Annotated in this window: 20 protein-coding genes; 5 read left to right on the top strand and 15 right to left on the bottom strand. The window is 37.6% G+C overall.

From position 1 onward, the window contains the following. From IGI54_RS14960 to IGI54_RS14905, 12 genes are all read right to left on the bottom strand, one after another. Window positions 1–186 (bottom strand): hypothetical protein, encoded by a 186-nt coding sequence (locus IGI54_RS14960; protein ID WP_430621689.1) that lies wholly within the window; start codon window positions 184–186, stop codon window positions 1–3. Beyond that, complete coding sequence (locus IGI54_RS14955; RefSeq protein ID WP_430621688.1) at window positions 152–1,846, bottom strand: terminase large subunit; 1,695 nt, start codon at window positions 1,844–1,846, stop codon at window positions 152–154. The genes IGI54_RS14960 and IGI54_RS14955 overlap by 35 nt, the downstream gene beginning before the upstream one ends. After that, complete coding sequence (locus IGI54_RS14950) at window positions 1,843–2,316, bottom strand: phage terminase small subunit P27 family (RefSeq protein WP_430621687.1); 474 nt, start codon at window positions 2,314–2,316, stop codon at window positions 1,843–1,845. Before IGI54_RS14950 ends, IGI54_RS14955 begins: the two co-directional genes overlap by 4 nt. A gap of 70 nt (window positions 2,317–2,386) precedes the next feature. Beyond that, complete coding sequence (locus IGI54_RS14945) at window positions 2,387–2,542, bottom strand: DUF2292 domain-containing protein (RefSeq protein WP_430621686.1); 156 nt, start codon at window positions 2,540–2,542, stop codon at window positions 2,387–2,389. A 133-nt stretch (window positions 2,543–2,675) separates the two neighbouring features. Beyond that, window positions 2,676–3,056 (bottom strand): HNH endonuclease, encoded by a 381-nt coding sequence (locus IGI54_RS14940; protein ID WP_430622001.1) that lies wholly within the window; start codon window positions 3,054–3,056, stop codon window positions 2,676–2,678. An 84-nt stretch (window positions 3,057–3,140) separates the two neighbouring features. After that, window positions 3,141–3,356, bottom strand: a complete 216-nt coding sequence (locus tag IGI54_RS14935; RefSeq protein ID WP_430621685.1) for a hypothetical protein — start codon at window positions 3,354–3,356, stop codon at window positions 3,141–3,143. Between the two features lie 399 nt (window positions 3,357–3,755). Then, on the bottom strand, window positions 3,756–5,228 hold the full coding sequence (locus IGI54_RS14930; RefSeq protein WP_430621684.1) for a VapE domain-containing protein: 1,473 nt from the start codon (window positions 5,226–5,228) through the stop codon (window positions 3,756–3,758). Then, entirely contained in the window at window positions 5,218–6,066 is an 849-nt protein-coding gene (locus tag IGI54_RS14925; RefSeq protein ID WP_430621683.1) for a bifunctional DNA primase/polymerase, read from the bottom strand. The genes IGI54_RS14930 and IGI54_RS14925 overlap by 11 nt, the downstream gene beginning before the upstream one ends. Continuing rightward, the gene (locus tag IGI54_RS14920; RefSeq protein ID WP_430621682.1) at window positions 6,063–6,284 is read right to left on the bottom strand and encodes a hypothetical protein; all 222 of its coding nucleotides are present in this window, start codon (window positions 6,282–6,284) and stop codon (window positions 6,063–6,065) included. The genes IGI54_RS14925 and IGI54_RS14920 overlap by 4 nt, the downstream gene beginning before the upstream one ends. Beyond that, the gene (locus IGI54_RS14915) at window positions 6,281–6,448 is read right to left on the bottom strand and encodes a hypothetical protein (RefSeq protein ID WP_430621681.1); all 168 of its coding nucleotides are present in this window, start codon (window positions 6,446–6,448) and stop codon (window positions 6,281–6,283) included. The genes IGI54_RS14920 and IGI54_RS14915 overlap by 4 nt, the downstream gene beginning before the upstream one ends. A gap of 130 nt (window positions 6,449–6,578) precedes the next feature. After that, a complete protein-coding gene (locus IGI54_RS14910; RefSeq protein ID WP_430621680.1) occupies window positions 6,579–6,749 on the bottom strand; it encodes a hypothetical protein in 171 nt (56 codons plus the stop codon). A gap of 77 nt (window positions 6,750–6,826) precedes the next feature. Beyond that, a complete protein-coding gene (locus tag IGI54_RS14905) occupies window positions 6,827–7,090 on the bottom strand; it encodes a DNA-binding protein (RefSeq protein WP_430621679.1) in 264 nt (87 codons plus the stop codon). Window positions 7,091–7,261: 171 nt separating this feature from the next. On the opposite strand from IGI54_RS14905, the gene IGI54_RS14900 reads away from it, so the two are divergent. The 4 genes from IGI54_RS14900 to IGI54_RS14885 all read left to right on the top strand — a co-directional run bounded on the left by IGI54_RS14900 (window position 7,262) and on the right by IGI54_RS14885 (window position 10,889). Then, a complete protein-coding gene (locus IGI54_RS14900) occupies window positions 7,262–8,080 on the top strand; it encodes a helix-turn-helix domain-containing protein (protein WP_430621678.1) in 819 nt (272 codons plus the stop codon). 43 nt (window positions 8,081–8,123) lie between these two features. Continuing rightward, window positions 8,124–9,278, top strand: a complete 1,155-nt coding sequence (locus tag IGI54_RS14895) for a tyrosine-type recombinase/integrase (protein ID WP_430621677.1) — start codon at window positions 8,124–8,126, stop codon at window positions 9,276–9,278. Between the two features lie 1,109 nt (window positions 9,279–10,387). Beyond that, a complete protein-coding gene (locus IGI54_RS14890; protein ID WP_071862080.1) occupies window positions 10,388–10,642 on the top strand; it encodes a DUF5960 family protein in 255 nt (84 codons plus the stop codon). Then, window positions 10,629–10,889, top strand: coding sequence for a hypothetical protein (locus IGI54_RS14885; protein ID WP_430621676.1), 261 nt, complete (start codon window positions 10,629–10,631; stop codon window positions 10,887–10,889). Before IGI54_RS14890 ends, IGI54_RS14885 begins: the two co-directional genes overlap by 14 nt. Window positions 10,890–10,936: 47 nt before the next feature. Here IGI54_RS14885 and IGI54_RS14880 read toward each other — a convergent pair whose 3' ends face one another. Both IGI54_RS14880 and IGI54_RS14875 read right to left on the bottom strand, forming a co-directional pair. Then, complete coding sequence (locus tag IGI54_RS14880; RefSeq protein ID WP_071862082.1) at window positions 10,937–11,362, bottom strand: universal stress protein; 426 nt, start codon at window positions 11,360–11,362, stop codon at window positions 10,937–10,939. 445 nt (window positions 11,363–11,807) lie between these two features. Then, complete coding sequence (locus IGI54_RS14875; RefSeq protein WP_071862083.1) at window positions 11,808–12,071, bottom strand: hypothetical protein; 264 nt, start codon at window positions 12,069–12,071, stop codon at window positions 11,808–11,810. A 131-nt stretch (window positions 12,072–12,202) separates the two neighbouring features. Between IGI54_RS14875 and IGI54_RS14870 the strand changes: the two genes are divergently transcribed. Next, window positions 12,203–12,877, top strand: a complete 675-nt coding sequence (locus IGI54_RS14870) for a hypothetical protein (RefSeq protein WP_430621675.1) — start codon at window positions 12,203–12,205, stop codon at window positions 12,875–12,877. Window positions 12,878–12,919: 42 nt separating this feature from the next. Here IGI54_RS14870 and IGI54_RS14865 read toward each other — a convergent pair whose 3' ends face one another. Further along, on the bottom strand, window positions 12,920–13,669 hold the full coding sequence (locus IGI54_RS14865) for a MerR family transcriptional regulator (protein WP_430621674.1): 750 nt from the start codon (window positions 13,667–13,669) through the stop codon (window positions 12,920–12,922). Between the last annotated feature and the right edge of the window lie 129 nt (window positions 13,670–13,798).

Below are 13,798 nucleotides of genomic sequence, written 5' to 3'. Positions count from 1 at the left end.
TTAACCTCCCTTCTGTTCTGTATTTAGCATGATTGCTATCCCAATAAGCACAATGCCCAGCGCTAACAAGCCATAGTAGGCATTTGTTAGTAAAGTGATTGCCGTAAGGATCAATACCAGCCCCAGAAGCAAGAGCACAGTGTGAACATTATTAAAAAGAAAATTCTTCACTTGCGTAAAATTCATTGTCTGCTTTCGCTCCCTCCGTTGTGGTGAAATAATCCATTGCAAAAACATAGGCATTTATGAGTGCTGCTATCGGATCAATTTTGTTGCTGTTTTTTGATTTATTGATTTGAATCCCATTATTGTCTTCCTTCAAGATTGCATTGTTGACCGCATGAGAAAGGATCGTATTTTTCGGATGAATAAGATTGCCTTCATAGACTTGTTCTCTAAAAGTCCTTGTTGGTACATTTAGAGTCAATGTGCCTTGCCGAACTTCCAGCATGGAATAATTCGCTTTTTCAGCTTTACTGATTAGTGAATTGGCATTATACGGGTCGTAACAAATTCCCATACACTCTAAATCATTCATTTCAATTAGGCCTTGAATAAAATCGAATACCTGGTCATAGTCCACGATCCCGCTTTCTAATTGAGTAATGGAACACTCGCCAACCTTTTCTAACTCACGATAAGGTAACCCGTCACGCTTTTCTTTGTCCTGTAAGCCATATTTTGTAGCTACGAATGAATGAGAATCACAATATAACTTGCCATCATCTAAGGGAACGATCCACGAAACACTAGTTAAATCGTCCGTCTTGGATAAATCCACTCCGATATACACGGGTTTACCAGTTATATCTTGCGGAGATACTTCCACAGCTTGCCAGTCTTCCACAGCCATATAGCTGTTTTCGCTGGCTTGCCGCCATAGATTAAAGTTTTTGACTAATACAGAATTAAGATTATTCTGCTTTAACGCTAGGTTCACATCATCTTGAATGGTTGGAATCATTACTTTTTTGATTTCTTCACTTTCAAAAATCGGATTCGCTTTGATCCACGTATCTCGGTTGTGAATTTCCTCTGGATCGTCTAGCTCCCATATCGCTATAAAGTACCTATCTGCCTGCTCTTCCCCTTTAAGCACTCGATCTAACAATAGATATTCCTCATACATCGGAACGTTTAAATCAAGCCCAGCGGTACTGATAACACACAGTAAACCGTTCTTTTGTTGAGTCATACCTGATTTAATGACGTTATAAGTCTTGCGTGTTTTCGCTTCGTGCCACTCATCAAGAATTGCGGTTGTTGGTGCAAAGCCATCAAGCGTACTAGTCTCACTGGCCAACGCCATTGCAAAAGAGTTGCTGGGTAAATGCTGGATTTTAGCGTTCATAATTTTTAGTTGTGGTCTCAAAAATTTACTTGTTTTGACTACGTTTCTCAATGAGTTGGAAAGCATATCATAGCCCAGCTTTGCTTGTTTCAAGGCGTTTGATACGAATAAGACTTGGCGGCTTTCTGCCGGTTCCTGTTCCATAATCAACGCATTGGCGGCCATACCGCTGGCAATATATGTTTTCCCATTCTTTCGTGACTTACTGATAAATGCCCGATTGAATCGCCGATAATTTCCCTCTTTAGTCCGCCAACCGTAAAGACTACCAATGATAAACTTCTGAAAACCTAGCATCTTGATTGCTTTCCCATCTGTTGACGGTAATAATTCAATAAATTTGATTGCCTTAACAGCTTGTGACTCGTCAAATATGTAAGGAAAACTATCTGACTTAGAACGTTCTAAATCGCTTCTATGGCGCTCACACGCTTGAATAATCTTCTTAGGTGCGAGTATTTCACCAGATAAAACTTTTTGAATATATTCGTTCATGATCCCATCAACTCTTTAAACGGATCTTCGGGTTCATTTTGCTTCATCTTATTCAAAGCTAACTTGGATCGTGATTCTAAGGTCATACCTAGTGACGTTGCTTGTTTCTTTAAATCACTCATAGCTTGAGATTGAACACGTACCGCTGGATTGATTTTTTTGCTGCCATTCTCACCAGTGATATAAGTACCTAGCTTTCTGATCTCGGCTTCTGCCGTTTTGATCCGAGCAAACGCCAAGCAATAGGCAACCAATGAGCCGTAGTCAGTTTCACTTAGTGGATAATCCATTTTTAGGACAGGTACAATTCGTTCCCACTCTGATCTTGCGCTTTGCGCCATCCATGCGGGGGGTGCAGTAGTCACTAGTGGTTGCTGCTTAAACAATTCTTCTCTGGCATCTTCACGAACTGCTTTTTCTTCATTTGAAAGATTTCCGGTAGTTTCATCTAATAATTTTGGGTGCCCCATTATATCTCTCCTTTCTGGACAAAAGAAAAAGGAACGTAAGCAATTAAGCTCACATTCCTTCGTTTTTCGATCAGAATTTTTCTTTGTCTAATTTATCTATATAAATGATTTTCCCGTTTTGCATTTGGATGGTCACTTGACCAAATTCTGGTAATGTTATGGTTCGCTGCTTCCCAGTTTTATCAGTGATTACTGCTTTATTTTCCATTAAATCTCCTACTTTCATTATAAATCAGTTTAGTTGTAATTACAACTGTAAACGAAACAAGATTACTGCCATGACGCTTTCCCTAATGGTTTTTTATACGAGATTGAGAGGGCATCGATTGTCAGCAGATTTCAAACAGTGCCCCCTTACTTCAAAGGGTGTCCTTTTCTCGTCTCTGCCTTTCACTGGCTGTCTTAGAATTATGGTGTGCGTGGCATAATGACCGGAAATTCGTTTCATCTAGTCGCTTATCCCAATCGTCTTTTATTTCAACAATATGATCGACAACATCCGCTTTTCTTACAACACCTTCTTGTAGACAATCCTCACAAGTCGGATGATTCAACCGATATAGATATGATGCTTTCCGCCATGTACGACTTTGATAGAATTGGAAATACTTCCCTTCATTGCGCTTTCTATCTAACCGCTGATTTGATGCTTGAACCTTCTCATGCTTTTCACAATACTTCTTGTCATAGTCAATCAATGCTTTACAATTTGGTTTGTTGCATTGCTTCTGCGGTTTGATGATATCCTTCTCCCTTTTTGTTCAATGCTTTACAATTTGGTTTGTATATTAGTTGGACCCTAGTAGGGGGGAGGGAGGAATAAATTACCACCCGAATCCCGGCAGTTCGTCAGACTCATCGTGAATCCACTTAGATTTATACTCCATAAACGGTGAACGAATCTTTAAACTTGTTCCATCTTTAAAAGCAACAACAACTTGTTTATCTTCTTTATAACTAATATATTCAACTTCCTCTTGATCATTTGAGTATTCTTTAAGTGATTCACCATTAAAGTATCGAATGCTTTCTTTAAACATAATTGCTCTCCCTCCATTTGCGAATATGTACTGTAATCGCAAGTGCTACAAAATCGCTGTGTCCCTTGATACGATTAACTTTGAGCTACCTTTTCTAAAATCATTAAATGCTACACTTTTCTTTGAGTGCTTATTAAAACTTAACACCTACTTAACACCCCACTTAACAGGTACCCGTTAAGAATCAAACCCAACGGGCACAAGGGTTCCAGCATTTTCTTAACAGGTTAACGGGTAAAACCCGATAACATTACGGTCAGTTGCTTACTGCATAATAAAATAGTTCTCTCCAAAGTTTTAAAGAAATTAGGTGTTAACCCGTTAAGAAATCTTCGTATACCTTGGGGCAGTAGGGTTTATCACTTAACGGGCTAGGTGTTAAGTACCCGTTAAGACCTGTTAAGTTTTTCCGTTTCTTTTCGCTTTATTCATTCCAGCGTTTCTTCTATTGTAAAATCCTCGGCGCATTCCTCTACTATATAGCTGTTTCCGTTCCCACCCGGGAATACTAGTGATAATTAAAGCAATCCTCTTAGCTTCGGCATCTGATCGACCATTTAATAAATCTTTAGCTTGTTTATCAAAAACAGCTTCTAAAATATCAGCAGTCAGTACACTATCCACTAGATAAAGTTCTTGTCGCATGGTAGCTCCATTGTAGAAATGCTGCAAGTTCTTCTCGTTACACTTACTATCTGGATAGTTCTGATAATATGAACGTCTTGCCCATGCTGGGGCTTCTTCCCATTTATATGGAATTTCCATTCCAAGATATTTCTCGATTGCTTCTTTAATCGGGTTTTCTATTTTAGCATCCGCTTGATACTGTTTCGCAATTTCTAAAACGTCTGCATCTTCATCAGGAATAAAATAAATTCGTTGTCCCTTATCAAAAAGTACTTTTGCTTCGGCTAATACTTGTAAAAAGTATCCATCTTTCGTTTTGAACGGGTTCATCTTCGGCTTATTTTTACAAGGTAACGGATAAAATCTGCGGTTACCTGTGTCGTCTTTTAAATACTGGCCATCATTAGATGTTCCGATAAATACGCATTGTCTTGCCCAAGCTATAACATTCCGACCGTATGGCGGTCTGATTTTATCTATCTTGGCACTAATGAAGTTTTTTATTTGTTCGATTTTGGTTTTACCCATCGAGGATAGTTCACCTAGTTCAATAATGACGTTACCTTGAAGCTGCATATAATCGTCTTTCTTCTCACCGAGTGAATCTAGCGAATCGGTGAAAAAGTCATCTGTATAAAGTAACGCTGGAACGGTACTCTTACCAATCCCCTGTGGCCCGTCTAAAACTGGAACAATTTCAAACTTTATCCCTGGTTGATAGATTCGTGCTACCGATCCAACTACCCAACGTTTAGTAACTTCTCGTGTATAAAGGTTATCTTCTACTCCCAGCAAATCAATGAACATCGTTTCAAGTCTTTGTTTGCGATCCCATTTAACTTTTTCGATACGATCTTTTACAGGATTGAAAACATTCTTCCGAGCTACATTTACCACTGCTTTGTGGATTTTATTATCATCAAAGACCACATTGTAGTTTTCTTCAATGTAAGCTGTTAAGGCGTCCTCAAAGCTGTCTTCCCATTCACCAGCACCACGATTAATCCAAGGAGAATCTTTTAATAGATGGATATACCCGCTAAACTCGTTGTATGCGATCGTTCCAGCTAAATTACTATCATTGGCCAAAATCAGTTCTGCATTTACAACACTGTTACTTTTAATCTGATCGTCTTTATTGCACCTCAATCGTGACATCCAGGCTTTCAGTTCAATGATATTGTCTTCACGTTCATTGGCTTCGGGAAAGTCTAAAACACCATCTAGCTTATGTTTATGTGCCATGCACTTTCCCCCTCAAATCTTTTTTTATCATCGATCGAATAATTTGATTCACTTCTTTGTCTTCTAATGGTGGTTCATTGTATGCATTCGCTGTATAAATCAATTCTGCTAATGTTTGATTATCTACACCATGCCATAGTAACCAGCCACACAACTTGGTTAAGTGATCGTTTCGACTACCTTCATTAGCACCTTGAACGATCATATCCAATTTTTTGGCTGTTCCTGTTTTCGTTACCGGTCTGTATTGAGTTTTTATTTCTTGCGGTTTTTTTAGCAATAGATTTACTAACCAATCGGGAGCTAGTGCGACATTATCTAAAGAAACATTCTCAATAGGTTCATAAGCTCGCCTTACGTTTCCAGAAACAACCATTGTTGGGGCTATCGGTACTCCTTTAGTGACAATATCAATCCCACTAAGGCTTTTCCCTTTATCGTCACGACCGAAAATATCCGCAAAAGCTCCCGTTTCTTGTTGAATGATGACACCATCAGGATTTTTAAAGAAAAAATGGATTCCTTTACCTGGTGTGATTTCTGTATAAGTAGTAGGAAAGGGATCATACATTGAAGCGAGTTTTTTATAGTTTTCAACACCATTCTTATTTTCAGAATGTTTATCTAAATCAACTACGATCATGTTATGGTCTTCCAGCATTAATCCGATATTCCTAGCTGGATCTTCTGCCCACCATTCATTAATCTGATTAAAATCGTTTGTTGCATCATTCCAACCGCTGGACTCTTTTAGTGGTATTTTTGTTTTTGGTGTAAGTGGATAGATTGACCATCCAGATTTCTGTAAATCTATTGCTGCTTGGTAGTTATCGGTCAATCATCATCATCCCCATCATCATTAAACTTTTTCACGTTATCAGAGTGCAGTTTAGCAAATTTTGATACCGCCGCTGTTAAACCATCTAGGGCACTTAAATCATCTGTAGTAATCCCGGATACTACACCAAAGCGATCATCAACGAATAATTCCAAACCTTTTAGAGCATTTCCCAAATGGATTGCTTCCATTTCTATTTCATCTAAACCTTTATTCACTTACTCTTACCCTCATTTCTTTGGCTGTAATCGTAAAAATCATACCTCATAAACAGAACGACTATCGTGCTGACTAAAATGGCTATTTTTAATGGTGTTGGTAAAAAAGTGACTGATCCACCGATTAAAATGCTAAACAACATTAAATTTGTTTGCTTCTTCATTGTGATTTCCTCCCTGATTTTGTATAATGGAAGGACAAAAGAATATGGCTCTGTAGCCGTTTTGTGTGCCTTTAACTCGTGCTTTGGTCGGCGTTTGAGTTAAGGCTTTTTCTTTTGCCCTTCATGGTTGTTACTCCTTTAATTCAATTCCCAGAATATCTGCTAACTGATCCACTTGCTGATAAATTAAATCCTGATAATCTGCCAATGTGATCGGTTCACCGTCTGTCGTGATATTCTCCGCTTGCGTTAGCTCGTACAATTCTTGTAAAACTGATTTAACTGTTGGTTCTTCATTCATCTTGATTCCTCCTATATAAATAAATTTTAGCGACTTACATTTGACTTCTGCGACTCCACCGCCCCCACGGCTTGCAATTATTTTTGTTTTGATAATAACCATTCTGTGATAGCTTTCTTTGAATACATCGGCATGCCTGAATCTAATCGAATTTCTGGCGCACCTTGTAATACCCAATCTTTTAACGTATTCACCGAAACAGAAAAATGTTTTGCTGCTTCACCTTGTTTAACAATATCTTTGTCGGCGGATAAAACTTCGATTGCTTGCTTCATCATCTGTAATGCTTGATTAAACTCGTCTTTACGCCATGTTGCTAGTGTTTCTTCCATTGATTGCATTTTTTCTCACCACCTAAAAAGTTTTTTGTAATCTATCGGCGTCACTAAAGCTTAAAAAAATAATAATTTATTATTGCTTCTATCGGCGTCATTGATTATGATGTAAGTATATCTCAATACACAACGCAATGTCAACCATCGGCGTCACTAAATATATTTGGAGGTGTTTTAATGTCTTTAGGTGAAAATATAAAATCTTTAAGACTTAGTAAAAAACTTAATCAATCAGATTTTTCTAAACTTATCGGTATATCAAGAAGCTACCTAAGTGATTTAGAAAATAATAGAAAATCTCCAAGCATTGAAACTATAAATAAAATTTCTGAAAAACTTGGTGTTTCTTCTTCGTATTTAGTTATGGATGATTCTTTAATTAAAATTTCTGAAAAAATATTAACAAAGCATATCGAGTACCAAAAACAAAAAAATGGTAATTCTACACAAGAAAAAAGAGCTTATAACTATGCCAGTAGACACCGACAAACAATAATACAAAAAGCTTTAAGTAGTTATCTTACTTCTCCCTTTCTAATCGATAATGACAATGATTCCTATTTTTTACTTTCATCCATTATCGAAAGTACAGTTTTTTCAGAATATGAAAAAAATGTGAAAACAAACCAAAACTTGATAAACAAAGTCTTAGACTCTTTAGAAAACGAAAATGATTTAAGTAGTTATCGCATCCTTTCAGACTTACAACAATTTTCTATTCCAAATGATATAACCGTAATTCCAACTAAAATAGAATTGGGAGTTTCAATTAACTTAATAGATGAATTGTCAGAGATATTAAGAGATACTAAAAGTAGAATCGAAAAACTATTGCCTTTGTTTCCAGATCAAGACAGCAAAGAAGTCATCAAAATTGTTGCCTTTGAAAACTCTGACCATGAAAAAATTTGGGTCTCAGAAGATAACAAAATTATCCAAGATAGTTTGAAACTATCTCAGGATCAAATTAGACTGATTCAAAGTTCATTAGACTAACCTCCTCCCACCGCCCCCACGGCTTGCACCAGGAGGGAAAATCATGGCAACCTTTTCAAGTTATACAACCAAAAAGGGTGAGAAACGCTGGATGGTCAAAGCCTACTTAGGTATTGATCCCGCTACAAACAAGCAAGTAAATTTACAAAAAAAAGGCTTCTCTAATAAAAAAGAAGCCCAACTATTTTATAATCGTAAAATTGTTGAAGTTGAGAAAAACGGTTTTAAAAAACAGTGTGCCGATACCTTCAAAGAAGTTTATGAATTGTGGCTAGTGACCTATAAACTCACAGTGAAGGAATCCAGTTATAACCGCTTAAAATTGCAGTTCAAGAAACATATACTCCCAGCTTTTGGCGATCAAAAAATAAAAGCTATCAAGCCAGTGGATTTACAGCAGTATGCGAATGAAAAGAGTGAACAGATTCAAGAGTACCGATTGCAGTTATCCAACATTTCGCGAATTTTTGAGTTTGCAATCAAGCAAGGAATTATCACGACCAATCCTATAAGAATGGTCACGACTCCCAAAAAGAAAGCCAATCTCGAAAAGAAAAAGATTAAGTATTTTACAAAAAATGAGCTAAATCTCTTACTTAGTGACGCAAAAGAGAATGAGCCATATAAGATTTATGCCTTCCTTTACTTAATGGCTAATACGGGCTGTCGCAAAGGCGAGATTTTAGGGTTGCAATGGGACTGTATCGACTTTGACAGTAATTCACTGGAGATTCGGCAAACACTCGCCAGAGGGGAAAACAGACGGCTATATCTTGAGGAACCTAAGACCTCCCATTCTCTTAGAACGATTCCTCTTGAAGATAAAACTATCGCTGTTTTAAAATCGTGGCGAAAAATTCAAAGAGAAACGATGTTGCAAGTCGGAGTTAATACAATGAGTTCAAAGCAGCTTGTTTTCAGCTCACCACTTAATGAGTTTATCAATATGGATATTCCCAACCGCTGGATGGGACGAATTTGCAAGAGGATCAACATTCCTGTTCTTACACCTCATTCTTTGCGTCATACTTTCGCCACTCTTTTAATAAGTGAAGGCGTGAATCCAAAAACCGTTTCAGAATTACTAGGACACTCATCCGTTGCATTTACTTTAGATATTTATACGGGAGTCTATGAAACAGAAAAAACCAGCACAATCAAGCTGCTGGCAAATATTATCAATAAAAAAAGTGTTTAGAAAAATGTTTAGTTTTTTTTGAAAAACATTGAAATTGATTGATGAGTTGAAAATTTGAATAATGATAAAAAACCTATTATATCAGTGTTTTAACTACTTCACTGACAAGCAATGAAACGCCATAAACCTTATTTTTCAAACTTGGTGTTTTACTCGTTCAATGATGTAGTCCGCATTTAAGACAGAGGTGCTGGTTCGATTCCAGCCGTCCACGTTTTAACAAAGAATTTGTGTATACAAGGAATGACAAAATATTTGAAACATTGATTTAAAGCGGATTACGAAGTAGTTTAGAATACAAAAATTTCGTGGTTTTTACGTGGTTTAAGTATTTTCGTGGCTATTTCGTGGTTCAAAGACATGCCGAAAACGTCGGTATAAAGCGGGTTAGGTAATTTTAAGGAAATTATTTCGTGGTTAAGGAGGCTGAGGCCCTCTTTTTTTATTCCGGGAAAAATTGATATGCTACATGTCCTAGATTGGATATGGATTTAATTTCAGACCTTCTGTTGAGCTGAGCGCTTGAGCATCTAAATGCTAGTGATGCAAAAGCGCGTTTATTAAAAATATGGACCGCTGAGCTACATCTTGTTGGAAATTGATAAAAATTTTATCAGACAGAACACTATTTATTTTGACTCAGAATTTGCAACTATTAGACAGCTTGATTCAGGGTTTGCTTACCCTCCCAAAAAAAATCGGAGAATCATTGGTAAACTCGACGGTTTAACACCTATCGGACAAAAAAAGTATCGAGACCTTGACTCTCATTTCAAAAATAGGTGAATGGTACAGTCTATAAATAAAGTTATTGCTTCATGTAACATTATAAAAAAATGGAGAACTCGACGACCTCACCAAAAATTTTACAGCTGGTCTTCCCGCCAGCCAAGTCGTACCGTTTAGCGTCTTTTGACTGCCTTTTTAGCTTCCTATTAGACTTAGTATTTCTTTATTCTGATACGATAACCGTGAAGAAATCTTTGTTAAGCCAAAGGTTTCTTTTTTTGTTTTGAGTGAATTTTGCGTATCTTAAGATGACAAACTTTTAAGCAGTACGTCTTTACTTTTCGAACAAATGTTCGTATAATGATTTTGAGGTGATAAGCATGTCTATGATTAGTCCAGATTCTGTTGAATTATTTTATCGAACTTATGATTCTTTAGCCAAAGACTCTCTTCCTTTAGCACTGTTTCTAAATCAAATAACTGAAAAAATGGATGCCGAAGAGCGTGATTATTTCATCATGCCTGCCAAAAAGTCCGGTCGCAAAAAAGATATTTGTTTTCAATTTGAACGGATTGACGACGAACTCGTTTTTAAAGGGATTCACACGAGGAGGAAGGCCGATGGACACACTTAAAGGAACCGTCTCAAAATTGAAAATCATCCAGTATTCTCAACACCCATTAGTCTATTTTCGTTTGGCAGAGACCAACTGCTTGATCGCTAGTCATTCGTTGAATTTTTTGGCCGATGTAGAAGATGGGATGAAACTTATAATAACGGGTACGCGGAACAAACGAGGACAATTAATTGTTGCTAAGTACGCTGTTTTAGGAAAAACAAAATTAATGATTGATTTTGAACGCTATCAATCTGTCAGCTAAAAGGACACGCCAACACACTTGGCGTGTCCTTTCTTTTATTCTTTTTTTTAACGGACAACCATGACATTACAAGGAGCATTATTGACAACATAAGCGGTAGTGGATCCTAGCAATAAACGTGAAAAAGTTCCCGTCCCCGTGGCCCCCATAATAATCAAATCAATTTTTTCTTGTTCAGCATAAGCAACGATAGTCGCTTTGGGATTGCCTTCATCAATAACTGAAGTATGAGTGATATCTGGCGGAAGCAATTCTTCTAGTGACTCGACTACAGCGTTTGCGGCTTTATTAACGTTTTTCATAATATGGTCCACCGCATAGGGCTCCGCACCAAGTCGATTGGTATCTGCGACAATTAAAATATGCAAATGCGCTTCGTTCCGACGAGTTACCTCGATTGCCTCTTGAAATGCTCTTCGGGCCTGATCAGATGAATCAACTGCAACTAAAATATTTTTGTATGCTTCTTTCATAATAAGACCTCCCTTTACTCCATTGTATCCATAAAACGGTTCATTTGTACAGAAATTATAAAGCGCTTTCCAAACAGATGTCTGCCCTTTGATCAAAAGGCAAATAAAAAAAGTACCTTGGGGACCAAGGCACTTAAAGGGGATGCTAGTCATTCGACTAGCTAAGAAAGATTGAGAGAGGTCTTCCTCATAATCATATTTTACCAGATTTCTTTCTATTTTTGGCGATTTTAGAAATTGTTTTTTTAACATTTTTAAATTTATTCACGATGTTACTAAATTTTTTCGCTATATCATCTCAGATATTTTTCTTTTTATCTCATTTAAACATAATATAAATGGTTATTTTTAAATAAAAAAGGCTAAATAAAACAAGCTCACAACTTTTTCGTCGCAAGCTTGCTTAAACACTTCGATATTTTTTTCACAAACACGAGTAAAAAAATTAAACTCCTACGTATTTTAATTCTAAGCCTTTGACTTCATCTTGCTGCTCTACTTGATATGAAGTAAAAAGAGTATTCATTGTTTGCGGATCTAAAGCCAGCTTAACAAAGGTCGGTAACTCTTTGGCTTGCTGAGTGCTTTTGGTTTGAGACGCAATCAATGGTTCAATCATTTTTGCAAAGCCACTCGTGATTGAAATAGTCTTCTTCTCACAACGAATAGCATCTCTTAATTCAACAGGATTCGCAACTACTTTTTTCATTCCCATCACCTCTTCTTTTTTTTGATGATAGCATAGCCAATCTAATAAAGCAACGATTTTGTGAACTAAAACACAAAAATGCTTTATCCATGCTACTTAAAATCTGCTATACTTTTTTTTGAGGTGATCAAATGAAAAAGGATTTACAACGAAAAATACGAGGCCAGATAAACGATGACTATGCAGCAGTTTACCAAAGCAAATCAGAAAATGAATTGCTAGAACTCCTCTATTCAGAAGAAGCTTGGCAGCGTTCTGTTGCCGCTGAACTGCTGCTACTGACACCTAAAACTACAGATATCTTGTTAAAAAAGTTACAAGTTGAAAAAGCCTTATACACCCGTTTAGCGATTACCAAAAAGCTGGAAAGCGGTGATCAAGAAACCGCGAAAAAAATGATCGCCTACCTAGCACGGATCGGCAACAACCAACATCGCCAGCCGATCCCGCCGTCAAAAAAGCAATCGTTTCCCTTACCACGCGATTTGATTGCTCGTTCGCTAGGCCGGATGCAGCCGGCAATTTTTAGCACCCTGTTAGCTGCACTAGAAAACCTTTCTGTTTTGCAGTTAAGTGAAATCCTGGATGCGATTGGCTATATGGCTTTTTATCAGCCGTCCTTAGCCACCACAGAAACTTATCAACGACTACTAAAAGTCAGAAAGACGATGATTGATCAGCCATTGATTCAGTGGAAATTAGTGATTTGTTTTTCGGCATTTCCGCAAAGCAAAGAATTACTATTAAACGAAAAAGAATTTGCACCTGAAGCACGACGGTCATTACGTTCGCTTGCTAAAAAATAAACCGACCTCATTAATGATTAATGAGGTCGGTTTATTTGCTGATTAAGCATATCGTTGAATGATTTGATACAAAGCTTCCGTTGCGCCGATGCCACTTTTTTCATCATAGTAGCGCGTAAAACGTTCATCTGCTAGATACATTTCGCTTAATCCTTTGTGGGCGGCGCTAGAGTATTCCTTCCAGCTGAATAGCAGCCATGCCTTGTGTAGCGCTGCGATTTCTTTGCCTAGCTGTTGATTGGGTGTGGCTAAATAGTCCGACAGTTTTTCCAGTAATTCCGCTTCGATCCCTTGCATTTTTTGGTAGTCCGCTTCACGCATACCTTGCCATTTTTCGTTGGAGGCTGCGACCGCTTCTGTACCATAGTGCTCGCGAATCTCAGTGCCATACTGCGCTTCATTTTCTGCTAGTTTCTCTGCCTTAAAAGTTTGAAATTTTTCTTCATTTGTCATGTTGATCTCTCCTTGATAATAACGTAGGGTGTCTTCAAGCACATTTAATAGCTGATCCAGCTCTTGCCGTTTCTGCTCTAATTGAACTTTTTGTTCGATTAGGGTCGCTTGAATTTTTTCATCAGGGCGGTCCACCATTTCTTTGATTGTTCTCAGGGACAGTCCCAGCGAACGATACAATAAAATCTGCTGCAGCCGATCAATTTCTTTTTCAGTATAGATACGATAGCCCGCTTCACTTAAAAAGGCCGGCTTCAATAATGACCGCTCGTCATAAAATCGCAGGGTCCGTGCACTGACACCTGACATTTCCGCCATTTGCTTGATTGTGTAATTCATCTATCTTATCCATCCTATCTGATCACTTATTTCAACGGCTTCATCCGCCTGACTCATTGATCTTACACCTTTACGTAACGAGAAGGTCAAGAGAAATAAAAAGAGGTTGGGAAAGAAGTGTTCAGCTTC

Source organism: Enterococcus sp. DIV0800 (genome assembly GCF_050559735.1).
Lineage (GTDB): Bacteria > Bacillota > Bacilli > Lactobacillales > Enterococcaceae > Enterococcus_A > Enterococcus_A devriesei.
Note: the sequence above shows the minus strand (reverse complement) of the source record. Positions and strands in the feature narration are given on the sequence as shown.

Excerpts from the sequence above, each read along its gene's own strand:
- IGI54_RS14945 (WP_430621686.1), bottom strand. The coding sequence starts at position 2,542 with ATGAAAGTAGGAGATTTAATGGAAAATAAAGCAGTAATCACTGATAAA.
- IGI54_RS14875 (WP_071862083.1), bottom strand. The coding sequence starts at position 12,071 with ATGAAAAAAGTAGTTGCGAATCCTGTTGAATTAAGAGATGCTATTCGT.
- IGI54_RS14910 (WP_430621680.1), bottom strand. The coding sequence starts at position 6,749 with ATGAATGAAGAACCAACAGTTAAATCAGTTTTACAAGAATTGTACGAG.
- IGI54_RS14905 (WP_430621679.1), bottom strand. The coding sequence starts at position 7,090 with ATGCAATCAATGGAAGAAACACTAGCAACATGGCGTAAAGACGAGTTT.
- IGI54_RS14900 (WP_430621678.1), top strand. The coding sequence starts at position 7,262 with ATGTCTTTAGGTGAAAATATAAAATCTTTAAGACTTAGTAAAAAACTT.
- IGI54_RS14870 (WP_430621675.1), top strand. The coding sequence starts at position 12,203 with ATGAAAAAGGATTTACAACGAAAAATACGAGGCCAGATAAACGATGAC.
- IGI54_RS14865 (WP_430621674.1), bottom strand. The coding sequence starts at position 13,669 with ATGAATTACACAATCAAGCAAATGGCGGAAATGTCAGGTGTCAGTGCA.
- IGI54_RS14950 (WP_430621687.1), bottom strand. The coding sequence starts at position 2,316 with ATGGGGCACCCAAAATTATTAGATGAAACTACCGGAAATCTTTCAAAT.
- IGI54_RS14890 (WP_071862080.1), top strand. The coding sequence starts at position 10,388 with ATGTCTATGATTAGTCCAGATTCTGTTGAATTATTTTATCGAACTTAT.
- IGI54_RS14935 (WP_430621685.1), bottom strand. The coding sequence starts at position 3,356 with ATGTTTAAAGAAAGCATTCGATACTTTAATGGTGAATCACTTAAAGAA.
- IGI54_RS14880 (WP_071862082.1), bottom strand. The coding sequence starts at position 11,362 with ATGAAAGAAGCATACAAAAATATTTTAGTTGCAGTTGATTCATCTGAT.
- IGI54_RS14915 (WP_430621681.1), bottom strand. The coding sequence starts at position 6,448 with ATGAAGAAGCAAACAAATTTAATGTTGTTTAGCATTTTAATCGGTGGA.
- IGI54_RS14895 (WP_430621677.1), top strand. The coding sequence starts at position 8,124 with ATGGCAACCTTTTCAAGTTATACAACCAAAAAGGGTGAGAAACGCTGG.
- IGI54_RS14960 (WP_430621689.1), bottom strand. The coding sequence starts at position 186 with ATGAATTTTACGCAAGTGAAGAATTTTCTTTTTAATAATGTTCACACT.
- IGI54_RS14885 (WP_430621676.1), top strand. The coding sequence starts at position 10,629 with ATGGACACACTTAAAGGAACCGTCTCAAAATTGAAAATCATCCAGTAT.
- IGI54_RS14955 (WP_430621688.1), bottom strand. The coding sequence starts at position 1,846 with ATGAACGAATATATTCAAAAAGTTTTATCTGGTGAAATACTCGCACCT.
- IGI54_RS14930 (WP_430621684.1), bottom strand. The coding sequence starts at position 5,228 with ATGGCACATAAACATAAGCTAGATGGTGTTTTAGACTTTCCCGAAGCC.